General features: G+C 74.6%; 14 protein-coding genes. 7 read left to right on the plus strand and 7 right to left on the minus strand.

The features are described from left to right. Window positions 1-414 precede the first annotated feature (414 nt). Window positions 415-963 carry a MarR family winged helix-turn-helix transcriptional regulator gene (locus tag IG05_RS0138720; RefSeq protein WP_030348813.1) on the minus strand — a complete coding sequence of 183 codons (549 nt, stop codon included), beginning with the start codon at window positions 961-963 and terminating at the stop codon, window positions 415-417. Between the two features lie 97 nt (window positions 964-1,060). Here IG05_RS0138720 and IG05_RS0138725 point away from each other — a divergent pair, with 97 nt between their 5' ends. Next, a complete protein-coding gene (locus IG05_RS0138725) occupies window positions 1,061-2,359 on the plus strand; it encodes an MFS transporter (RefSeq protein ID WP_234336227.1) in 1,299 nt (432 codons plus the stop codon). Here the strand turns inward: IG05_RS0138725 and IG05_RS0138730 are convergent. From IG05_RS0138730 to IG05_RS0138740, 3 genes are all read right to left on the minus strand, one after another. Next, window positions 2,356-3,201 (minus strand): class I SAM-dependent methyltransferase, encoded by an 846-nt coding sequence (locus tag IG05_RS0138730; RefSeq protein WP_030348815.1) that lies wholly within the window; start codon window positions 3,199-3,201, stop codon window positions 2,356-2,358. The genes IG05_RS0138725 and IG05_RS0138730 overlap by 4 nt on opposite strands. 64 nt (window positions 3,202-3,265) lie before the next feature. Continuing rightward, window positions 3,266-4,918 carry an ATP-binding SpoIIE family protein phosphatase gene (locus IG05_RS0138735; protein ID WP_030348816.1) on the minus strand — a complete coding sequence of 551 codons (1,653 nt, stop codon included), beginning with the start codon at window positions 4,916-4,918 and terminating at the stop codon, window positions 3,266-3,268. Window positions 4,919-5,047: 129 nt separating this feature from the next. Beyond that, window positions 5,048-6,424 (minus strand): NAD(P)/FAD-dependent oxidoreductase, encoded by a 1,377-nt coding sequence (locus IG05_RS0138740; protein ID WP_030348817.1) that lies wholly within the window; start codon window positions 6,422-6,424, stop codon window positions 5,048-5,050. 378 nt (window positions 6,425-6,802) lie between these two features. Between IG05_RS0138740 and IG05_RS0138745 the strand changes: the two genes are divergently transcribed. Further along, on the plus strand, window positions 6,803-7,558 hold the full coding sequence (locus tag IG05_RS0138745; protein WP_030348818.1) for a TetR/AcrR family transcriptional regulator: 756 nt from the start codon (window positions 6,803-6,805) through the stop codon (window positions 7,556-7,558). A gap of 238 nt (window positions 7,559-7,796) precedes the next feature. Further along, complete coding sequence (locus IG05_RS0138750; RefSeq protein WP_030348819.1) at window positions 7,797-9,755, plus strand: sigma-70 family RNA polymerase sigma factor; 1,959 nt, start codon at window positions 7,797-7,799, stop codon at window positions 9,753-9,755. On the opposite strand, the gene IG05_RS0138755 is transcribed toward IG05_RS0138750, so the two are convergent. Both IG05_RS0138755 and IG05_RS0138760 read right to left on the minus strand, forming a co-directional pair. Next, on the minus strand, window positions 9,742-13,086 hold the full coding sequence (locus IG05_RS0138755; protein WP_037815612.1) for an AfsR/SARP family transcriptional regulator: 3,345 nt from the start codon (window positions 13,084-13,086) through the stop codon (window positions 9,742-9,744). The genes IG05_RS0138750 and IG05_RS0138755 overlap by 14 nt on opposite strands. A gap of 206 nt (window positions 13,087-13,292) precedes the next feature. Then, window positions 13,293-15,371: an asparagine synthase-related protein gene (locus IG05_RS0138760; RefSeq protein ID WP_030348821.1), complete on the minus strand. Its 2,079-nt coding sequence runs from the start codon at window positions 15,369-15,371 to the stop codon at window positions 13,293-13,295. Between the two features lie 724 nt (window positions 15,372-16,095). On the opposite strand from IG05_RS0138760, the gene IG05_RS0138765 reads away from it, so the two are divergent. The 4 genes from IG05_RS0138765 to IG05_RS0138780 all read left to right on the plus strand — a co-directional run bounded on the left by IG05_RS0138765 (window position 16,096) and on the right by IG05_RS0138780 (window position 21,135). Then, a complete protein-coding gene (locus tag IG05_RS0138765; RefSeq protein ID WP_030348822.1) occupies window positions 16,096-17,520 on the plus strand; it encodes a hypothetical protein in 1,425 nt (474 codons plus the stop codon). Between the two features lie 180 nt (window positions 17,521-17,700). Next, on the plus strand, window positions 17,701-18,921 hold the full coding sequence (gene lhgO, locus IG05_RS0138770; protein ID WP_030348823.1) for an L-2-hydroxyglutarate oxidase: 1,221 nt from the start codon (window positions 17,701-17,703) through the stop codon (window positions 18,919-18,921). A gap of 39 nt (window positions 18,922-18,960) precedes the next feature. Then, window positions 18,961-19,797, plus strand: a complete 837-nt coding sequence (gene trmB / locus IG05_RS0138775) for a tRNA (guanosine(46)-N7)-methyltransferase TrmB (protein WP_030348824.1) — start codon at window positions 18,961-18,963, stop codon at window positions 19,795-19,797. Between the two features lie 42 nt (window positions 19,798-19,839). Continuing rightward, window positions 19,840-21,135, plus strand: a complete 1,296-nt coding sequence (locus IG05_RS0138780) for a PrsW family intramembrane metalloprotease (RefSeq protein ID WP_030348825.1) — start codon at window positions 19,840-19,842, stop codon at window positions 21,133-21,135. A 95-nt stretch (window positions 21,136-21,230) separates the two neighbouring features. Here the strand turns inward: IG05_RS0138780 and IG05_RS0138785 are convergent, their stop codons facing one another. After that, the gene (locus tag IG05_RS0138785) at window positions 21,231-22,175 is read right to left on the minus strand and encodes an aldo/keto reductase (RefSeq protein ID WP_030348826.1); all 945 of its coding nucleotides are present in this window, start codon (window positions 22,173-22,175) and stop codon (window positions 21,231-21,233) included. Between the last annotated feature and the right edge of the window lie 71 nt (window positions 22,176-22,246).

The raw sequence follows: 22,246 nt of genomic DNA on the forward strand, positions 1-22,246 counted from the left end.
GGGCGCTTCCCTTCGGTCTTGCGTTTCCGACTCTATCAGATCTTTTCTCGATCCGATTTCCTCGGTGCTTTCCAGGTTCTCGCTCTCGCGTTTCCCTTTCCGGCGGTTCCGACTCTATCAGATCCTTTCGGCGTCTGATCCCCGGTCAGCGGGGTTTGTCTTCCCGGCTGTTGGGCCGTTCCGACGTCTCAAACCTTAGCGGATCCGCCCGGCGATTCCCAATCGGGCCGCCGAGTCCCTATTCGAATTGAATTCGGGCACGCCGAAATCAACCCGGAGGGAGGATCGTGCTGAAGGTGTGAGGGTTGCCGCTCGCAGCGGCTGAGGTGCTGCCGAAGAACCGTTACGGCTCCGTGGCAACCCGAAGAACTCTACGGATCGGGCAAGGCGGTGTCAACCGCGCTGTCAAGATCTTTAATCGAGGTCGCTGAGCCGGCCGCCGGCGTCCGGCTGGGCGTGCTCGACCCGGCGCAGTAGCCGGGTCAGGACCTCGCCGAGCACCGTGCGCTCGACGGAGGTGAGGTCCTGGAGCAGGTCCTCCTCGAAGACCGTGGCCAGGCGCATGGCCTCCAGCCACTTCTCGCGGCCCTCGGGGGTCAGCTCCACGATCACCCGGACGCGGTTGGACTCGTCGCGCTCACGGGTGACCAGTCCCTCGGCGACCATGCGGTCGATCCGGTGGGTCATCGCGGCCGGCGTGAGGCCGAGCCGCTTGGCCAGGTCGCTGGGGCCCAGCCGGTACGGGGCGCCGGAGAGGACCAGCGCCTTGAGGACCTCCCACTCGGCGTTGCTGATGCCGAGGGCGGCGGTCTGGCGGCCGTAGGCGACGTTCATGCGGCGGTTGAGCCGGGACAGGGCCGACACGATCTTCTCGACCTGGGGGTCGAGGTCCTGGAACTCGCGCTGGTAGGCGGCGATCTGTTCTTCGAGCGTCGGCTCGGGGACGCCGGGAGTGTCGGCCATGGCCGCAGTATCGCACGATACGCCTTTGCCTTGAAGTCCTTCACTGTGTACTCTTTAGCTTCGAAGTCTTCAGGTCTAACTAGTGAGAGAGGTGAACGTGACCAGGGCGATGGGCGCAGCGATGCGCCGGATCCACGTGGGCAACGCACTCAGCGCGTTCGGGCTCGGCTTCACCGTCCCCTACCTGTACGTCTATGTGGCGCAGGTCAGGGGTCTGGGAGCCATGACGGCGGGACTCGTGCTCGCCGTCTTCGCCGTGGCCGCGCTGATCGTGCTGCCGTTCGCCGGCCGGGCGATCGTGCGGCGCGGCCCGCTGCCGGTCCTGCTCGCCGCCCTGGTGACCGCCGCCCTCGGTGCGCTCAGCCTCGGCCTGGCGGGTGGTGCCGCGTCCGTGCTGCTGTCCGCGGCGGCGCTCGGCGCCGGTCAGGCCGTGATGCAGCCGGCGCTGGCGACGATGATCGTGGACTGCTCCTCGGCGGACACGCGCTCGCGTGCGTTCGCGATGCAGTTCTTCCTGCAGAACCTGGGTCTGGGCGTCGGCGGGCTCATAGGCGGTCACCTCGTCGACACCACGCGCGTGTCCTCCTTCACGCTGCTGTTCGCGATCGAGGCGGCGATGTTCCTGCTGCTCGTCGGCGTGCTGGCGACCGTGCGGATGCCGCACTCGCCGCGCATGGAGGATGCTCCCGAGGGGTCGGCGAAGGGCAGCTGGAAGCAGCTGCTCGGAAACCGGGCGATGGTGCAGCTGTGCGTGCTGGGCTTCGTGCTCTTCTTCGCCTGCTACGGGCAGTTCGAGTCGGGGCTGAGCGCCTACGGCGTCGAGGCGGCCGGCATCTCCACGTCCGCGCTGGGGACGGCGCTGGCCGCGAACACGCTGGTGATCGTGGTCGCCCAGTTCGCCGTGCTGAAGCTCGTGGAGCGGCGGCGCCGGTCCCGGGTCATCGCCGTGGTCGGGCTGATCTGGTCGGTGGCCTGGCTGGCCGCGGGGTACGCGGGGCTGGGCCACGGCAGCCGGGAGATGGCGACGGCCGCGTTCGTGTCGACGTACGCGCTGTTCGGGCTCGGTGAGGCGATGCTGTCGCCGACGGTCGCCCCGCTGGTCGCCGATCTGGCGCCGGAGGGCATGGCCGGGCAGTACAACTCGGCGTTCGCACTGGTCAAGCAGCTGGCGCTGGCCGTGGGGCCGGCGGTGGGCGGACCGCTCGGGGCCGCGCTGCACGGGCCGTACATCGTGACCTTCCTGCTGTTCTCGCTGGGGATCACCGTTCTGGCGCTGCGGCTGGGCCGGCAGCTCACCGCCGTGCAGGACCGGCCGTGGCTGGCGCGCGGGACCCGGGTGGTCCGGCGGGGCGGCGCGTCCGCGGAGCATGGCGCTCCGCTGGTGGAGCCGCGCTAGAGGTCCCCGCGCACCCGCGGGGTGCCCGGGCGGGTCGCCGTGACCAGGAGCGCCGTGAACGGCAGCGTTGCCGTGCCGTCGTCCGCGAGGTGCCCGGCCAGTTGCTCGCGGACCAGGGCGGCGGCCCGGTTCAGGGCGTCCTCGCCGCCGGCCTGTCTGATCAGGCCGCCCCACAGGGCGGTCAGGTGGGTGCGGGCGTAGCCGTCCAGCGGGGGCAGGGTGATGCCGAAGGTGATCTCCCGGTGGGCGGTGCCGGTGAAGCCGGCCGCGCGCAGGCCGGTGGTGAGCTGCTCGGCGGTGACGACGAAGGCCCGCACGAAGTGACGGAGCGCGTCGGGACCGCCGTACTCGTGGAGGGCTCGCTGCTCGGCGAGGAAGTAGGGCTGGCGGTCGACCGGGGCCCAGACGGTCGCCGCGAAGCGGCCCTCCGGGCGGGTGACGCGGGCGGCCTCGGCGAGGCCCGCGTCGAGGCGGGGGAAGAACTGGGCGCCCTGCTGGCAGACGACGGCGTCGAAGGTGGCGGTGTCGTACGGCAGGTGGTCCGCTGAGGCCACCGTGAACTCGATGTCGGGGTAGAGCCGGGGGTGCAGGTCCCGGGCCACCCGGATCATCCCGGCGTCGCTGTCGGCGCCGTGGACCCGGCCGGTGGGTCCGACCAGGGCGGCCGCCGCGCGGGCGGCGAAGCCCGTGCCGCAGGCGAGGTCCAGGACGGTGGCCCCGGGGCGCAGGTCCACGGCGTCCAGCAGCTCGCCGACGAACGGCGCCATGATCGGGGCGGAGCAGGTGTCGTAGCCCTCGGGCCCCTCGATCGCGCCGTTCCGGGCGCCGGATCCGTCTGTCATGGTCAGCTTCTAACACCGGGCGCGCGTGTCGCCTACGTGCCGCGCTGCCCGGGACGGCTGCGGGTCAGTGTTTTGCCTTCGGCAGGACGAACTCGCACCAGACCGCCTTGCCGCCGCCGGGGGTGCGGCGGCAGCCCCAGTGGGAGGCGATCGTCGCCACGATCGCGATGCCCCGGCCCGACTCGTCGCCGGGTTCGGCGCGGCGCCGTCTGGGCAGGTGGTCGTCGCCGTCGGTGACCTCGACGATGAGGCGGCGGTCGGTACGGCGGAGCCGGAGCCGCATCGGCGGGGTGCCGTGCTGGAGGCTGTTGGCGACGAGTTCGCTGGCGGCGAGGACGCCGAGGTCGTGCAGTTCGGCGGGGAAGCGCCAGCTGGTGAGGACGCCGGAGGCGAAGGCCCGCGCGCGGGGGGCCGCTTCGACGCCGCCGAGGAGTTCGAGGGCGGCGTTGCGGAAGAGGTCGCCGTCGGGGCCCGTACGCGCCGGGTGCTGGAGGACGAGGACGGCCACGTCGTCGTCGTGGTCCGCGGTGACGCCGGCCGAGCGGACCAGGCGGTCGCAGACGACCTGTGGGGTGCCGGTGGCGCCGGCGAGGGCGCCCTCGAGCGCGGCGATGCCCTCGTCCAGGTCCTCGTCGCGGCGTTCGACCAGGCCGTCGGTGTAGAGGACGGCGGTGGAGCCGGGGCCGAGGGCGATCGAGCCGGAGGCGTGGATCCAGCCGCCGGTGCCGAGCGGCGGGCCGGTGGGTTCGTCGGCGCGGGAGACCGTGCCGTTCTCGTCCCGGACCAGGATCGGCAGGTGGCCGGCGGACGCGTAGACCAGGCGGCCCTCGTTGGGGTCGTGGACGGCGTAGACGCAGGTGGCGATCTGGTTGGCGTCGATCTCGGCGGCGAGGCCGTCGAGGAGCTGGAGCACCTCGTGCGGGGGCAGGTCGAGGCGGGCGTAGGCGCGGACGGCGGTGCGCAGCTGGCCCATGACGGCGGCGGCGCGCACCCCGCGGCCCATGACGTCGCCGATGACGAGGGCGGTGCGGCCGCCGCCGAGGGTGATCACGTCGTACCAGTCGCCGCCGACCGCGGCCTCGGTGCCGCCGGGCTGGTAGGTGGCGGCGATGCGCAGGTCGTCGGGCTGTTCGAGTTCCTGCGGGAGCAGGGAGCGCTGGAGGGTGACGGCGGTCTCCCGCTGGCGGCGCTCGCTGGCGCGCAGGCGTTCGGCGGCCTCGGCGTGGTCGGTGACGTCCGTGGCGAAGACGAGGACGCCGGCGTCGCGGTCGCCGTCCTCGGCGACGGGGGTGCAGGTGAAGGTGTACGAGCGGCCGTCGACGGCCTTGCGGGACTTCAGGGTGCGGGGCTTGCCGCTGCGCAGCACCTGGTCGAGCAGCGGGAGCAGGCCGAGCTCGGCGAGTTCGGGCAGGGCCTCGCGGGCGGGGGCGCAGGTGCGGCGGGCGCCGAAGGCCGCCGTGTAGGCGTCGTTGACGTAGGAGAGGCGGTGGTGGGGGCCGTGGACGAGGGCGACGAGGGCCGGGACGCGGTCCAGGACGTCCCGCGCGGGCAGTTCGTCGACGGCGGGCACCGGGGGTGTGCCGTCGGCGGGCAGTTCGGCGCGGGCCGCGGGCACGGAGCCTTCCCCCCGCCGGTCCGGGGTGGCCGCCGACTCGGTCCGCGCGGCGGCGCGGCGCTGCGTTCCGGGGAGCCGGGCGCTCCAGCGCGTGAAGTTCACTTGGGGAAAGCCTCGTGGGTGCTAGGGCGGGTGGCCCGTCCGACGTCGTAGGGCAGTCTGGCAGGGTGTGGGCCGCGGCGGGCGACAACCGTCAGACGCCGGCGCGAGCCGTGGAGTTCCTGAGTCGGGTCAGGACGACCCCTTCGGGTCGTCGGTGGGGCTGTGAGGAGGCTTTCCCCCGGCCGCGAGTTCGAACTCCGCCCGTGGGTGTTCGAGTGAACCGAGCGAGACGATCTCGCGTTTGAAGAGCCCGGCGAGGGTCCATTCGGCGAGCACCCGGGCCTTGCGGTTGAAGGTGGGCACCCGGCTGAGGTGGTACACGCGGTGCATGAACCAGGCAGGGTAGCCCTTCAGCCGGCGCCCGTAGACCTGGGCGACGCCCTTGTGCAGGCCCAGGGAGGCGACCGAGCCGACGTACTTGTGCGCGTACGTCTCCAGGGGTTCGCCGCGCAGGGAGTGGACGATGTTGTCGCCGAGGACCCTGGCCTGGCGGACCGCGTGCTGGGCGTTGGGGGCGGTCTCGGTGCCGGGTTCGGCGGCCGTGACGTCGGGTACGGCGGCGGCGTCGCCCGCGGCCCAGGCGTGTTCGGTGCCCTCGACGGTGAGCTGGGCGGTGCAGCGGAGCCGGCCGCGGTCGGTGCGCGGCAGGCCGGTGGCGGCGATCAGCGGGTGCGGTTTGACGCCGGCCGTCCACACGACCGTACGGGTCGGGAAGCGCTGGCCGTCGCTCAGTACGGCGACGCGGTCGGCGCAGGACTCCAGACGGGTGTCCAGCAGCACCTGGATGTTGCGGCGGCGCAGCTGGGTGACGGTGTAGCGGCCCATCTCGGGGCCGACCTCGGGGAGGATGCGGCCGGTGGCCTCCACGAGGATCCACTTCATGTCCTCGGGGCGGAGGTTGTGGTAGTACCGCGCGGTGTAGCGGGCCATGTCCTCCAGTTCGCCGAGGGCCTCGACGCCCGCGTAGCCGCCGCCGACGAAGACGAAGGTGAGGGCGGCGTCGCGGATCGCGGGGTCGCGGGTGGAGGAGGCGATGTCCATCTGTTCGATGACGTGGTTGCGCAGGCCGATGGCCTCCTCGACGGTCTTGAAGCCGATGCCGTACTCGGCGAGGCCGGGGATGGGCAGGGTGCGGGCGACCGAGCCGGGGGCGAGCACGAGTTCGTCGTAGTCGAGCAGTTCGGCGGTGCCCTCCTCGGCGGTGGCGAGCGTGGTGACGGCGGCGGTGCGTACGCCGTGGTCGATGGAGGTCACCTCGCCGATGACGACGTGGCAGTGGTCCAGGACGCGGCGCAGCGGTACGACGACGTGGCGCGGGGAGATCGAGCCGGCGGCGGCCTCGGGGAGGAACGGCTGGTACGTCATGTAGGGGTCCGGGGTGACGACCGTGATCTCGGCCTCGCCCCGTCTGAGTTCGGCCTTCAGCTTCCGCTGGAGGCGCAGGGCCGTGTACATCCCGACGTAGCCGCCGCCGACAACCAGAATGCGCGCACGTTCCTTCACCATCCCATGACGCACCCGGCGCTGGAGTTTGTCCACAGCCCCGGCAAATTGTGTGACCGGCGGCCGGGTCCGCGCGGGGCCGGCCGGGGTGGCGGTGCGGGACGAAAGGGGGCAGGTCAGCAGGGGCGGGCTACAGGGGGCGAAGGGCCGGAATGGGGACGTACCTGCCCCGTACTCCGATCGGGGGGCGCACTGTGCGGAACCTGCCCCTTCTGAATTGACTGTCTCTCAACTATGTTCGTGTGTCGACGGAGTGTAGGGAATGTGGTCGAACGGGTCCGCGACGGGCGGGTCCGGTCGGGACCGATGCCGGTTCCGCGCACTCCGCGTTCAGTGGCGGGGAGAGTCTCCGGGGGGAGACGTCATTACCGGGGGAAACACATGCATGTTCAGGAAACCCATTGGGCATCCGCAGCCGCCGTCGCGCCCGGCGGGAAGGCGATGACCGCGGCGGGGGGCAACGGACGCGCGGACGTGGCGCGGACGACCCCGTTGCGGGTGGACGCACAGCGCAATCTGGAGCACGTGCTGCGTGCGGCGCGTGAGGTGTTCGGCGAGCTGGGGTACGGCGCGCCGATGGAGGACGTGGCACGGCGCGCGCGGGTAGGGGTCGGCACGGTGTACCGGCGCTTCCCCAGCAAGGACGTGCTGGTCCGGCGGATCGCCGAGGAGGAGACGGCGCGGCTGACCGAGCAGGCGCGGACGGCGCTCGGTCAGGAGGACGAGCCGTGGTCGGCGCTGTCGCGGTTCCTGCGGACGTCTGTGGCGTCGGGGGCCGGGCGGTTGCTGCCGCCGCACGTGCTGAGGGTCGGGTCGGGCGAGTCGGCCGCGGTCGCCGAGGAGGTCCGGGTGCCTCAGCAGCGGGTGCAGCCGGGGGGTGCCGAGCTGCGGCTCGTGGCGGAGGAGGCCGCGGTGGTGGCCGACGACTCGGGGGCCGGGGCGCTGCTCGACGTGGTCGGGCAGTTGGTGGAGCGGGCGCGGACGGCGGGTGAGCTGCGGGCGGACGTGTCCGTGGCCGACGTGCTGCTCGTGATCGCCACGGCGGCGCCGTCGCTCCCGGACGCGGCACAGCAGGCCGCGGCGTCGGCGAGGCTGCTGGACATCCTGCTGGAGGGACTGCGGTCCCGGCCGGCATAGGGCGCTCCGGCCGTCCCTCGGCTCCGCCGTCGGATCCACGGCTCGTTCTCCCACCCGCACCACCCGGGCCGCTGTCGCGGCTCGGGTGGTGCGGGTGTTTTCGCGGGGCGGTCCCGCCGCGGGGGAAGTCCGCTCGGACGAGTGGATGGGGTGGGCGGGAAGGGGGCCGGGGGGAGGGCCTTGTGGCACTCTGAGCCGGTGACGGGTTGGGCTGGGCCGGTGTCGGGGGCTGTCGGCGATGGGCGTTGACGGGTGGGGCGGGTCACGCGAGGACGACGGGGACGCGGGGATTTCGGGGCCGGCCTCAGCCCACGTACCGAAACAGGGCGGGCGTCCGGCTTCCTCCGGCGGGCCCGGCGGCAGCGGTGGCTCCGGTGGCTCCGGTGAGACGAGCGTGCCGGCGCAGCGCGGGGGGAGCGTGCTGCCGCCGCCCCGGGTGGTGCCGTCCGCCGACGGCGAGCTGATCGAGCGGATGCGGGCCGGTGACGACTCCGCCTACGAGGAGCTGTACCGGCGGCACGCCGACGCGGTACGGCGGTACGCGCGCACCTGCTGCCGGGACGGGCACACCGCCGACGACCTCACCGCCGAGGTCTTCGCCCGGATGCTGCAGGCGGTGCGCGGCGGCGCCGGTCCCGAACACGCCGTACGGGCCTATCTGCTGACCTCCGTGCGGCGCGTCGCCGCGCACTGGACCAGGTCCGCCCGGCGCGAGCAGCTCGTCGACGACTTCGCCCTCTTCGCCCAGCAGGCCGCCCGGGTCCCGGCGGCCGAGGACGGCACCGCCGGTCTCGGCGCCGACGTCCGCGCCCTGCACGAGGCCGAGCAGTCCCTGGCCATGCGGGCCTTCCGTTCGCTGCCCGAACGCTGGCAGGCCGTGCTGTGGCACACCGAGGTGGAGGACGAGTCCCCGAGCGAGGTGGCCGTCCTGTTCGGGCTGGACGCCAACGGCACCCGCGTGCTCGCCAGCCGCGCGCGCGAGGGGCTGCGGCAGGCCTACCTCCAGGCCCATGTCAGCGCCGCCCTCGCCCGGGACGAGGAGTGCGCCCGCTACGCCGACCAGCTGGGCACCTATGCCCGCCGCAAGCTGCGCATCCGGGCCGAGCGGGGTCTGCGCAAGCACCTGGCGGAGTGCGCGCGCTGCCGGCTGGCGGCGGCCCAGATCGAGGAGGTCGCGAGCGGCATCCCCGGTGTCGTACCGGTCGCGGTCCTCGGCTGGTTCGGCGCCGCCGGGTACGCCAAGGCGCTCGGGATCGTGGCCGGCAGCGCCGGTGCCGGGGCGGCGGGTGCCGCCGCGGCCGCCGGCTCGTCCGGCGGCGCGTCCGGCGGCGCGTCCGGCGCGGGCGGGGCCGCGGCCTCCGAGGGGCTCGGCGCGCCGGTGAAGGCCGGCATCGCGGCCGGTGTGGTCGCGGTGGCCGCCACCGCGGTCGCGCTGGCCCTGGTGAACGACAGCCGTCCGGCGCAGGAGGCCGCCCAGCCGGCACCGTCCACGCCGGTCGTCCGGCCGCCCGCCGTGCAGCCGCCGCTCGTACGGCCCCGGACGCCCGCGCCCGCCTCGCCGGCCCACCGGTCCGCCCCTCTGCCCGTACCCCGGCCCGCGCGCCCGCCCCGGCCGGTGGTCGTCGCCCCGCAGCCGGCCCCGACACCCACACCCACCCCGCCCCCGGCGCCCACACCGCCCCGCACCCCGGAACCCGCGCCGAAGCCGAGGCCCAGCCCGACGCCCACGCCGACCCCGTCATCCGCGCCCGCCGTCTACGAGCTGGGCGAGCTGGGCTTCGACGTCACCGGCGACGGCACCCGCCCCGAGATCGTCCTGGCCGGAAGCAGCTGGGTGTGGCCGCGGTACGGCATGTCGATCGGCGGCGAGCGGTACGCGCGCGGGGTCACCGTGCACGGCGAGTCCTCCGTCACCATCGCCCTCAACCGGCAGTGCACCGCCTACGACGCACTGGTCGGCGTCGACGACATGACGCTCGGCCTCGGCAAGGTCTCCTTCTCCGTCTACTTCTCCGTCTACGCCGACGGGGTCCGGCTGTGGCAGTCGGGCCTGGTCGAGGGCCGCGACCGGGCCGTCCCGGTCCATGTGGACCTCACCGGGCGCAGCACCGTACGGCTCGTCGTGGAGCCGTACGGCAACGCCGTCGACGAGGCGGCACTGGCGGACTGGGCCGAGTCCCGGTTCACCTGCCGGTAGCCGGACCCGGGTCCTCCCCGACGGCCACGGCCGCGGTGTCCAGTTCCCGCAGGACGTCCGCCACGCCGAGGGACGCGCCCCGGGCGCGCTCGGCGGCGTAGCGCTCGGGCGTCAGGGCCGCATGGGCACCGGCGTGCACCCGGGCGGCCTGGCTGCGCTCCGGCTCGGGCCGGCTGAGCCCGTCGCGCCAGTGGTCGGCGGCGGCGAACAGCCGCAGGGCGCCCGGCAGATCGCCGAGCCGGGCCCGCAGACCGGCGGCCACGTCCACCAGGCCGGCCGTGATCGACTCGGCGCACCGGTCGGCCACGGCCTGCCGCAGGGCGTCCGCCAGGACCGGCAGCCCGCGCGCCGGGCCCGCCTCGTCGGCCGCGAGCAACGCCTCGACCACCCGCTGGGACGCGGTGAACTGCGGGGGCGGGGTGCCGTCCCGCACCACCACGCGGACCGCCTCGTACAGCTCGCGCGCGCGGGCCGGCTCCCCGTCGTGCAGGGCGATGTGGGCGCGCAGCAGCAGTACGAAGGCCCGCGCCTCCGGCACCGCGTACCGGTCGGCGGCCGTGCCCGCCTCGGTCAGGGCGGCCAGCGCCGTCTCCCGGTCGCCGGAGCGGTAGGAGATCTCGGCGAGCCGGGCGAGCAGGAACGGCGACTCGGCGTACGCACCCGCCTCGTAGGCGAGCCGCAGGGCCTCCTCGTACTCGCCGCGCGCCACGTCGTACCTGCCGCGCGCCATGGCCGCCTCGCCGGCCGCGCTGCACACCTGGGCCCGCATCCAGCGGTCGCCGACGCGCCGGCCGAGCGTCCGCAGCTCGGCCAGGTCCTCGTCCACGCCGCGCAGGTTGCCCGGTGAGTCGACGGTCACGTGGGCGCGGTACATCAGGGCGACCGCGATCTCCCAGTCGCCGCCGTGGCGGCGGGCGTTGTCGACGGACGTCGTCAGGTGCGGGCGGATGTCGGCCGGGCCGCCCAGGTAGTAGGCGGTCAGCGGCCAGACGATGCCCGGGAGCCGGGCGGCCCGGGGACCGCCACGCTCGTAGTGGGCCCGCACGCGTGCGAGGTACTCCCGGGCGCGCTCGTCGGCGGCGAGGTTCTCCGTGCCCGTCTCGGAGGTCAGGAACAGGTCGAGCATGCGCAGGTCCATCCGCAGCTCGTGCAGCGGGTGCCGGGCCTCGCCGTCCGGGGCGGCGAGGAGGGCGCCGACCGGGTCGGCGGTCTCCGCCCGTGCCACCGCCTCGCCGGCCGGCGCGCCCGGGGGCAGGGCGTCCAGGGCGACACCCAGGCGGAGCACCAGCCGCACCCAGGCGACCGCCTCCTGGCGGTGGTTGCGCAGCCACCAGAACCAGCCGACGGCCAGGACGACGGCGCCCGCCTCGGCCTCCTCGCCCGCGTGCACCGCGCGGTCCAGGGCGGCGCGGACGTTGTCAAGCTCGGTCTCCAGGCGGGAGAACCACGGGAGCTGGGCGCCCGAGCGCAGCTGCGGCTCGGCCTCCTCCACCAGCGCCCGCACCCACGCGCGATGGCGCCGCTCGGCCGCCGCGCGCAGGCCGGGGACCTCGGCCGCCCGCTCGGTGGCGTACTCGTGGACGGTCTCCAGCATGCGGTAGCGCATACCGGTGCCGGAGCCGGTGCCGTCCGGGTCGTGCGGGGCGGCGACCACGAGGGACTTGTCGACCAGCGCGCCGATCAGCTCCGCCACCGGGCCGGTGCACACGGCCTCGGCCGCCCCGAGGTCCCAGCCGCCGGCGAACACCGACACCTCGCGCAGGACCGTCCGCTCCCGCTCGTCCAGCAGTTCCCAGGACCAGTCGACGACCGCGCGCAGGGTCTGCTGGCGGGGCAGGACCGTGCGGCTCCCGGAGGTGAGCAGGCGGAAGCGGTCGTCCAGGCGGTCGGCGATCTGCCGCGGGGTCAGCAGCCTGAGCCGGGCCGCGGCCAGCTCGATGGCCAGCGGCAGCCCGTCCAGGCGGCGGCAGATCTCCGCCACGGCCCCGGTGTCGGCGAGCACCGCGTCGGCGTCGGGACGGACGGCCTTCGCGCGCTCGGTGAAGAGGCGGTGCGCCTGCTCCGGGGTGAGGGGCTCGACCGGGCGCACCGACTCGCCGGGGACGCCCAGGGGTTCACGGCTGGTCGCGAGGATCGTGAGTCCGGGGCAGCGGGTGAGGAGGGTCTCGGCGAGGGCGGCCGCCGCGCCGATGACGTGCTCGCAGTTGTCAAGGATCAGGAGTTGGCTGCGCGGGGCGCAGTACTCGATCAGCAGGGCCGTGGGGTCGGCCTGCGGGGCCGCCAGGTCGCCCGTCAGCAGCACGGTCTCGCGCAGACCGAGCGCGCTGACCACGGCGCCGGGCACCGCCTCCGGATGGTCGAGCGGGGCCAGTTCGACCAGCCAGGCCGAGGGGAGCGTGGCGGCGGCCTCCTCGGCGAGCCGGGTCTTCCCGGAGCCGCCCGGCCCGGTGAGGGTGACCAGGCGGGCCCTGTGCACATCCGAACGAATGGCTTCGAGCTCCGGTTCCCGCCCGACGAAGGACGTCAGCCGGGGCCGGAGATTGCCGGTGCGCTCGGGGGGCCGGGCCGGGGTCCTGGGCCGGGGCCGGGCCGGGCCGACCGCCGGTTCCGGGTGCTCCTGCTTCAGCAACGACGCGTGCAGGTCCCGGAGTTCCGGGCCGGGGTCGGTGCCGAGGGTGTCGGCGAGGGTGCGGCGGGCGGACTCGTAGGCGGCGAGGGCGTCGGCCGGGCGGCCCGTGTCGCGCAGGGCGCGGATGAGGAGGACGTGCAGCGGCTCGTCGTACGGGTGCGCGGCGGTCAGTTCACGCAGCTCCGGTACGGCCTCCCGGGCGCGGCCCAGGGCGAGCGCGGCGGCGGCGCGGGCGCGGGCCGCCTCCAGGCGCAGGGCGTCGGGGCGGTTGGCGGCGGTGCGGTCGGGGAGGTCGGCGAGGGCCGGGCCGTACCAGAGGGCGAGGGCCTCGGTGAGGGTGCGGTGGGCGGCGGCCGGGTCGCCGGCGGCGAGGGCCCGGGTGCCGGTGCGGGTGAGGCGGGTGAAGACGTGGAGGTCGACGTCGTCCTCGGTCGCTTCGAGGCGGTAGCCGCCCGGGGTGGAGGCGATGGTGTGTCTGCCGAGGGTGCGGCGGAGACGGCCGACGAGGGCCTGGAGGGCGGCGGGGGCGTCCTGGGGCGGGTCGTCCGCCCAGATCTCGTCGATGAGGGTGCCGGGGGTGGCGGTGCGGCCGGGGCGGAGGGCCAGGGCGGTGAGGAGCGTGCGCAGCCGTGGGCCGCCGATGAGCAGGGGGGTGCCCTGGCCGTCCGCTGCTTGGGTTACGCCCAGGATTCTGTACCGCACCCGGCCATTGTGGCGGGGTGTGCGCACCGGGGCACGGGGGTTTCGGCTCCGGGCGTGTGCAGGGCGCCGTGGCCGGCCGGTGGGTGCGTTCCGCCCGCCCGCACCGGCCCCGGGGACCCGGCGGCGCTACGGCTCCCCCAGGGGCGCGGGGAACTGCGCCACCAGCCCCCCACGACGGGCGGGCACCGGACGGGCCCGGCCACCGTTCACGCCCCCGGTGTCAGCGCGCTCCTCCTCGGCTGGATCCCCGAGGGGACCGCGCGGGAGCGGGTGGGCGTGCCCGTCCAGCAGGTGCCCCGCCGGGAGAGGAGGCGGCGGAGCCAGAGTTCGAGGGAGATGAGGTCGGCCAGGCCGTCCAGGGGGAGCGGCTCGCCGGCCGCGGCGGAGCGCACGGCCTTGCGGACGACGCGGGCCTCGACCAGGCCGGCGTCGGCGAGCAGGGGGGTGGCGAAGAGGTCCATGAGGGGGTCGGCCGCGGCTCGCAGCCCCGCGCGCGCGGCGGCCGTCGTCGAGGCGTGGGAGGGCGTGCCCCAGCCGGCCGGGAGGTCGGTGACGCCGGCGCCCTCCAGGACCGTGCGCAGGATCGCGGCGCGGGCGCCGGGCCGGACGCGCAGGGCCTCCGGGAGGTCGCGGCAGGCGCGGACCACCTGGTTGTCGAGGAACGGCGCGTGCAGGCGCTGGGAGCGGATCTCCGCGGCCTGTTCCAGCACGCGCAGGTCGGCGGCATGCCGGGCGAGTGCCGCACGCGCGCGGTAGTCGCCGGGGCGCAGCGCGCCGGTGCCGGAGCGGTCGGCCGCCGCCTGGAGCAGAACCGATACTTCAGCCAGCGCCTCTCCCGTCAGCCACCGGGCGGCGGGCCCGGGTCTGGCCCAGGCCAGCGCGGCGAGGGACGCGTCGACCGCCCCCTTGGGTTCGTCGAAGCGGCGCCGCATCAGCCGCTCGGCCAGCACCTCCAGGCCCGCCCGGTAGGGGGTGCGGGCCAGCCGCCGGGCCGCGCCGTACACGCGCGCGGGCACCAGGACCGAGCCGTCGGCACGGGCGAGCGCGGCGACCGGCCGGACCAGGTGGCGTCGCCGGCGGTCGACCAGGAGGTCGGCGAGGCGGGCGGGGTGGGCGTCCAGGACCTGGCGGGCACCGTGGCCGGTGAAGTGGTCGGCGCTGCCGGCGGCGAGCCGCGCGCGGTGCCGGGCCGCCACGACCAGGGAGGGGCCGGGTTCGTCGGTCAGGGGGCCGTCGAGGTCGGCGTACGGCAGGGTCTCCTCGCCGCCGGTGACCACCACGTGGTGCAGCCGGGGATCGGCGGCCAGCACCCCGGCGCGTTGGAGTTCGGCCTCGCGGCCGGTCACGGCCAGATCGTTGAACGTGACGGCGAGGAGGCGTTCGCCCGCTCCCGTGGTGCCGTGGCCGAGGAGCGTGCCGGGTCTGCCGGGCAGCCCCGCGGCCAGCAGCGCGAGGGTGCCGGAGGCGGGCCCGCCGGACAGGTCGGCGCCGATGCCGGGGACCGGCATCCCGCGCGCGGCGCGCCGCTCGGCCGGACCCATGCCGGGCACCGGTCCGGGGTCCAGGTCGGGCACGTGCCGGGGTGCCGCCAGCCGGGTGCGGACCGCCTCCACGAGGGCGTCGCGTACGGCGTCCACGGCGTGGTCGGCGTCGGCCGGGGGTGCGGCGACGGCGAGGGAGGCGACCGGCTCGTACCCGGCGATCTCCCGTGCCCCGGCGCGCAGCACCAGCGCATGCCCCGGCGGGATCCGCCGTACGCCGTCGTACGGGGTGGTGTCGCGCAGTGCGGCCGGTACGTCCGGGGCGGCCAGCAGGGCGGCGAGGTGGGTGAAGTCGAGGTTGGCCTCGACGAGGTCGGCGAGGGGCAGCGCGGCGGTGGCGTAGGCCGTGCCGCCGGCCCACGGGGTGTAGAACACCGGCCGGGCGCCCGCGAGATCGCCGCAGACGGTGATGCGGCGGCCGGCCTGGACGACGGCGGTGTAACTGCCGGGCCAGGTGGTCAGGTGGCGCAGCGCGCCCCCGCGCGCGGTGAACAGGCCGCGCCGCAGCTCCTCGTCGGTGGCGCCGCAGATGCCGAGGACGGCGATGCGGTGCTGGGCGTCGGCGTGCACCACGCGCACCTCGTCCGGGCGCCAGTCGCCCACGGCCCACAGCGGATCGGGGTCGCCCCACAGGAGGTGGGAGCCGACCGGATGCACGGTCTCGCCGTCGTGGCCGACGGCCCCCGCGGTGCCGATACCGGCGGCGCCCGCGGCGGTGCTGCTCCACCCCACCAACCACCGCATCGACGCCTCCACAGGCTGTGGACAACCAGTGCACCGTACGAACCGGTTCCCCATGCTGCCATGAAGGGCGCGCCGAGGAGGGGCGGCGGCACCGCCTTCGATCGAGGGAAGTTCACCGCGCGGGCCAGGGAAGTTGAGGGTCGCACGACCCCTGCGGAAGGGATCGGTCCGGACGGGGGCCGAGCGGCACGGCGCGAATGCGCCCCCAATGCGCTCCCCCAAACCGCCCTTAGCGCCGTCAAGTTGCATGGTCGGAGCGGCAATTCACCGCAACGAGCCGGGGTCGATTTTCGGCCAAATAACTGGAGAGGCACCTGAGATGAGCACGCTCCGTACAGGCTCGCGGAGCACCCGGCCACGCGAAAGCGCGCACGGTCCGGGAGGCGGGCATCGCCTCCCGGACCGGTCCGCCACCCGCGGGGATGAAGGTGGCGGTGTCCCCCAGCCCACTGGATCCAGTACAGCGGGCCGACCCACGCAGGAGCCATGGAACCGCTCCCCCGGTGGCCGGAGAAGAGCGCACGGACGGGCGCACGGCCACACGCGCGGGGGCACGCGGCGACAGTCCGTGCACGGTGCGTAGGGGGCCGCTCCTGCGTACCGACCACAATCCCGCCAACCGGAACAATGCCCCTTAACGCTTGGGATGCGGCGAACTACGCTGGGTTTACGAATGCCGCGTGGTTATGCCAGTACGGCAGCCGTCTGTGTCGAGGGGTGGCGCATGTCCAGGGAGCAACGCGGGCCGAACGAGAAACTCGGCGCCGTTCTCGCCCTCGCGGGAATCAGCAACGCGGGTCTCGCGCGTCGCGTCAACGACCTCGGCGCCCAGCGCGGGTTGACGCTTCGCTACGACAAGACGTCGGTGGCGCGCTGGGTGTCGAAGGGCATGGTGCCGCAGGGTGCGGCGCCGCACCTCATCGCCGCCGCCATCGGCCAGAAGCTGGGCCGGCCGGTGCCGCTGCACGAGATCGGCCTGGCGGACGCGGATCCCGCGCCCGAAGTCGGCCTCGCCTTCCCCCGGGACGTGGGGCAGGCGGTCAAGTCGGCGACCGAGCTGTACCGCCTCGACCTCGCCGGCCGCCGCGCCGGCTCCGGCGGCATCTGGCAGTCCCTGGCCGGGTCGTTCGCAGTGAGCGCATACGCAACGCCCGCCTCACGCTGGCTGATAACCCCCGCCGACAGCTCGGTCGCGCGGGAGGCGGGTTCCGGGGAGGGCTCGGGCGCACCGATCAAAGTCGGCCACAGCGACGTGCAGAAGCTGCGCGAGGCCGCCGAGGACGCGCGGCGGTGGGACTCCAAGTACGGCGGCGGGGACTGGCGTTCGTCGATGGTGCCGGAGTGCCTGCGGGTGGAGGCGGCACCGCTGCTGCTCGGCTCCTACTCCGACGAGGTCGGCCGCGCCCTGTTCGGCGCCTCCGCGGAATTGACCCGGCTCGCGGGGTGGATGGCCTTCGACACCGGGCAGCAGGAGGCCGCGCAGCGGTACTACATCCAGGCGCTGCGGCTCGCGCGCGCGGCGGCGGACGTCCCGCTGGGGGGCTATGTGCTGGCCTCGATGTCGCTCCAGGCGACGTACCGGGGCTTCGGGGACGAGGGCGTGGACCTCGCCCAGGCCGCGCTGGAGCGCAACCGGGGGCTGGCGACCGCCCGCACCATGAGCTTCTTCCGGCTGGTCGAGGCGCGGGCCCACGCGCGTGCGGGCGACGCGCAGGCGGCGGGCACGGCGCTGAAGGCGGCCGAGAGCTGGCTGGAGCGGTCCCGTCCCGGGGACCACGATCCGTCGTGGCTCGGTTTCTACGGGTACGACCGGTTCGCCGCGGACGCCGCGGAGTGCTACCGGGACCTGAAGGCGCCCCGGCAGGTCCGGCGGTTCACCGAGCAGGCCCTGTCGAAGCCGACGGAGGAGTTCGTGCGGTCGCACGGGCTGCGGCTGGTCGTGTCCGCGGTGGCCGAGCTGGAGTCCGGCAATCTCGACGCGGCGTGCGAGCAGGGGGTGCGGGCGGTGGAGGTGGCCGGGCGGATCTCCTCGGCGCGCACCACCGAGTACGTGAAGGACCTGCTGCACCGGCTGGAGCCCTACGGGGACGAGCCGCAGGTGGTGGAGCTGCGGGAGCGGGCACGGCCGCTGCTGATGGCTCCGGCGTAGGGCTGCGCCGCTTCGGCGCCTGCCGATCCGAGGTGACCGGGCGACCGCGGGTGGTCCGTGGCCTGTCGCGCCCAGGCGGTGCGGCCGCACGGAGACACGGCCCCGCGCCCCCGGGCGGTGCTGCCGCACCCCGGTGTTTGAAGGGACTGTCAGTGGCGCAGTGCACTATCGGAGGCGGAGGTGGTGCAGGTGCGGGCCGGGGCGTACGACTGTGATGTGCTCGTGGTCGGTGGGGGGATCGTCGGGCTGTCGACCGCGTACGCGATCACGCGGACCGCGCCGGGTACGCGCGTGACCGTGCTGGAGAAGGAGCCCGGCCCGGCCCGGCACCAGACGGGCCGCAACAGCGGGGTCATCCACAGCGGGATCTACTACCGCCCGGGTTCCCTCAAGGCGCGGTACGCGGTGCGGGGCGCCGCCGAGATGGTGAAGTTCTGCGCCGAGTACGGCATCGCGCACGCCGTCACCGGCAAGCTGATCGTCGCCACCGAGCGCGAGGAGCTGCCCCGGCTGCACGCGCTCGTGCAGCGGGGCCGCGAGAACGGCATCCCGGTGCGGGAGCTGGGGCCGGCCCAGATCACCGAGTACGAGCCGGAGGTGCGGGGCCTCGCCGCCATACACGTCGGTACGACCGGGGTGTGCGACTTCGTGGGCGTCGCCCGGCAGCTGGCGCGGGCCTCCGGGGCGGAGATCCGGTACGGCTCCGAGGTCGTGCGGGTGGACCGGCGCCCGGAGCGGGGCGTGGCCGTGCTCACCGCGAGCGGGGACGTCGTACGCGCGCGCGTGCTGGTCAACTGCGCCGGGCTGTACTGCGACGAGGTGGCCCGGCTGACCGGCGACGACCCCGGGGTGCGGATCGTGCCGTTCCGCGGGGAGTACTACGAGCTGGCGCGGCCGGAGCTGGTGCGGGGACTGGTGTACCCGGTGCCGGACCCGGCGTTCCCGTTCCTCGGGGTGCACCTGACGCGCGGGTTCGACGGAGGCGTCCACATCGGCCCGAACGCGGTGCCGGCGCTGGCCCGGGAGGGGTACGGCTGGGGGGTCGTCCGCCCCCGGGAGCTGGCCGGGACGGTGGCGTGGCCGGGATCGTGGGCGATCGCCCGGCGGCACTGGCGGTACGGCGCGGGCGAGCTGCACCGGTCGGTGTCCAAGGGCGCGTTCCTGGAGGCCGTGCGCAGACTGCTGCCCGCGGCGGAGGCCGGGGACCTGGTGAAGGCCCCCGCCGGGGTGCGGGCGCAGGCGGTGCTGCGGGACGGGACGCTGGTGGACGACTTCCTGATCCGGGAGGGGGCACGGGCGGTGCACGTGCTCAACGCCCCGTCCCCGGCGGCGACGGCGTCCCTGCCGATCGGGCGGGAGATCGGGCGCCGGGCGCTGGAGATGCTCGCCGCGGCCGGCTGAGCGGGCACCCGCGCGGGGCGCCGTAAAATCGGTCGTACTGTGTCTGACTCCCTGAACACCCCCGACGCCCCGCCCTCGGCACCCCACGCCCCCGGTGTCCCCGTCCGGCACACCCGGGCCAAGGGGGAGCCGCGCTTTCCCGACGGGCCCAAGGCGGACCCGGCCGGGTCGCACTTCGAGCGGCGGATCCGCAGCTTCCAGCCGCGGCGGAGCCGGGTGACGGCCGGGCAGGCCGACGCGCTGCAGCGGCTGTGGCCCACGTGGGGGCTGGACATCGACGGGCAGCGGGTGATCGACCTCGGCGAGCTGTTCGGGAACGACCACCCGGTGGTCCTGGAGATCGGCTTCGGGATGGGCGAGGCCACCGCGCGGATGGCCGCGGGCGACCCGGACACCAACATCCTGGCCGTCGACGTGCACACCCCGGGCCAGGGGAACCTGCTGAACCTCGCCGACCAGGGCGGGCTGTCCAACGTCCGGGTGGGCAACGGCGACGCGATCATCCTGCTGCGGGAGATGCTCCGCCCGGACGCGCTGGACGGACTGCGCGTCTACTTCCCCGACCCGTGGCCCAAGAAGCGGCACCACAAGCGGCGGCTCATCCAGCCCGAGTTCCTGACGCTCGCCGCGACCCGGCTGCGGCCCGGCGCGATCGTGCACTGCGCGACCGACTGGGAGCCGTACGCCGAGCAGATGCTGGAGGTGCTCACCGCGCACCCCGGATTCGAGAACACCCAGGCGGACGGCGGCTTCGCGCCGCGCCCCGGCTTCCGGCCGCTGACCCGTTTCGAGGGACAGGGACTGGACAAGGGACATGTGGTGAGAGACCTGCTGTTCCGGCGTGTCCCGCACAGCGCCGCCGTGCAGGACCGTTGATCCGCTCCAGCCCCTCGCCCCGCCACCGTTAGGGTCGATGCCGTGGCCACCAGTCCTCCGTTTCCGACGTATCCGCCGCGCCCCGGCGACGGTGTGCTCCGCCACCCGCACTGGTGGCAACGCAGGTGGGTGCGGTACGGGGCACTGAGTTCCCTGCTGGCCCTGTCCGGCCTGGTCATCCTCGCCCTGGTGCGGCGGCAGACCGGCACGGAGGGCTTCCTCGTCGGGCTCGGCCTGGCCGTGCTGCCCGTGCCCTGGCTGATAGCCGCGTTCCGCTGGCTGGACCGGGTGCAGCCCGGCCCCTGGCGCAACCTGGTGTTCTCCTTCGCCTGGGGAGCCTGCGCCGCGGCACTGATAGCCATCGTGGCCAACAGCTTCGCGACGAAGTGGATAGCCACTTCCACCGCCGACCCGGCCGGCGCCGACACGCTCGGCGCCACGGTGATAGCCCCGGTCGTCGAGGAGTCCGCGAAGGCCGCCGCCGTGCTGCTGGTCTTCCTGTTCCGCCGGCGCGACTTCACCGGCATAGTGGACGGAGTGGTGATCGCGGGGGTCACCGCCACCGGCTTCGCGTTCACCGAGAACATCCTCTACCTCGGTACGGCCTTCGGGACCGACCAGCTCACCGGCGACCGCGGCATCGCCTCCGTCACCGCCGCCACCTTCTTCGTGCGCATCGTGATGTCCCCGTTCGCGCACCCCCTGTTCACCGTGCTCACCGGCATCGGCTTCGGCATCGCCGCGCTGTCCGCCGAGCGGCAGCATGTGCGGCGGGTCCTGCTGCCGGTCTGCGGCCTGCTGCTCGCCATGGGCATGCACGCCTTCTGGAACGGCTCCTCCACCTTCGGCGAGTACGGCTTCTTCGCCGTCTACGGCGCCTTCATGGTGCCCGCGTTCGCGCTGCTGACCTGGCTGGCGGTCTGGACCCGGCAGCGGGAGCTGCGCACGGTGCGGGCGGAGCTGCCGGCGTACGTGCTGGCCGGGTGGCTGGGGCCGGCCGAGCCGTTCGCGCTGGGGTCGATGCGGGCGCGGCGGATGGCCCGGGACTACGCCCGGCACCACCACGGGCGCCCGGCGGCGCGGGAGGTCGCCCGGTACGAGGCGTACGCCACCTCGCTGGCCCTCCTGCGGCACCGGGGCCGGGCGGGGAAGGCAGGCCCCGACTTCGTCGTACGGGAGCGGGAGCTGCTGGACGAGCTGTGGCGGCGCAGGCAGGTGGCCCGGCCGGCCCTGGAGTACGCGAGCCGGGCCTCCGTACCGGTGCCGGTGCGCTGGGGGGCGGCGCCCTACGGGTATCCGGTGGTGCCGTACGCCGCGTACAACCCGTACCGGACCTGACGGGTGTCTTCTGGACCGCGCCGGCCCGGGCGGGGCGCGGTGCCGCGGACGGGCGTGCCGGGACCCGCGGCACCGCGTGATCCACAGGGGCGGTCCTAGGCGGAGGCCTCCGTCAGCCGGGCCGCCTCGGCGTCCGTCAGCGTCAGCTCGGCCACGCCCAGCAGCGCCGGCAGCTGTTCCACCGTCCGGGCCGAGGCGATGGGCGCGGTGATCGTCGGCTGGGCGGCGAGCCAGGCCAGGGCGACGGTGGCCACCGGGGCCTCGTGGGCGGCGGCGATCTCGTCCAGGGCCGCCAGGACCCGCCGGCCGCGCTCGGTGCCGGCGTACTTCTCGGCGCCGCCGGCGCGGGCGCTGTCGACGGTCGTGCCGGGCCGGTACTTGCCGGTGAGGAAGCCGGAGGCGAGGGAGAAGTACGGGACGGCGGCCAGGCCCTCACGGGCGGCGAGGTCCTGCAGCGGGCCCTCGTAGGTGTCCCGGGAGACCAGGTTGTAGTGCGGCTGGAGGGCGACGTAGCGGGCGAGGCCCTCGCGGTCGGAGAACTCCAGGGAGGCGCTCAGGCGCTCGGGGGTGATGTTGGAGGCGGCGATCTGCCGGACCTTGCCGGCCTTCACCAGCTCGTCCAGCGCGCCGATGATCTCCTCGACCGGCACCTCGGGCTGGTCGAAGTGGGTGTAGTAGAGGTCGATGTAGTCGGTGTCCAGGCGGCGCAGGGAGGCGTCGGCCGCGGCCTTGATGTTGGCGGCGGACAGCCCCTGGTACTCCGGGTGCTGGCTGACCTTGGTGGCGATGACGACGTCGGAGCGGTTGCCGCGGGCCTTGACCCACTTGCCGATGATCGTCTCGGACTCGCCGCCCTTGTTGCCCTCGACCCAGGCGGAGTAGGCGTCGGCGGTGTCGATGAAGTTGCCGCCGGCCGCCGTGTAGGCGTCGAGGACGGCGAAGGAGGTCTGTTCGTCCGCGGTCCAGCCGAAGACGTTGCCGCCCAGGGAGAGCGGGAAGACCTCAAGATCGGAAGAACCCAGTTTACGAAGTGACGTCATACGACAGGTCAACGCCGGAAGCGGAAGATCGCATCCCGCTACCGGCGTCAATTTCCCGCAAAGTGTCCCGT

It is taken from the genome of Streptomyces sp. NRRL S-1022, assembly GCF_000720135.1.
Classification (GTDB): Bacteria; Actinomycetota; Actinomycetes; order Streptomycetales; family Streptomycetaceae; genus Streptomyces.

Coding starts and splice junctions, on each gene's coding strand:
- IG05_RS0138785 (WP_030348826.1), bottom strand. CDS start 22,175: ATGACGTCACTTCGTAAACTGGGTTCTTCCGATCTTGAGGTCTTCCCG.
- IG05_RS0138740 (WP_030348817.1), bottom strand. CDS start 6,424: ATGGTGAAGGAACGTGCGCGCATTCTGGTTGTCGGCGGCGGCTACGTC.
- IG05_RS0138745 (WP_030348818.1), top strand. CDS start 6,803: ATGCATGTTCAGGAAACCCATTGGGCATCCGCAGCCGCCGTCGCGCCC.
- IG05_RS0138765 (WP_030348822.1), top strand. CDS start 16,096: ATGTCCAGGGAGCAACGCGGGCCGAACGAGAAACTCGGCGCCGTTCTC.
- IG05_RS0138730 (WP_030348815.1), bottom strand. CDS start 3,201: ATGACAGACGGATCCGGCGCCCGGAACGGCGCGATCGAGGGGCCCGAG.
- IG05_RS0138750 (WP_030348819.1), top strand. CDS start 7,797: ATGGGCGTTGACGGGTGGGGCGGGTCACGCGAGGACGACGGGGACGCG.
- IG05_RS0138720 (WP_030348813.1), bottom strand. CDS start 963: ATGGCCGACACTCCCGGCGTCCCCGAGCCGACGCTCGAAGAACAGATC.
- IG05_RS0138760 (WP_030348821.1), bottom strand. CDS start 15,371: ATGCGGTGGTTGGTGGGGTGGAGCAGCACCGCCGCGGGCGCCGCCGGT.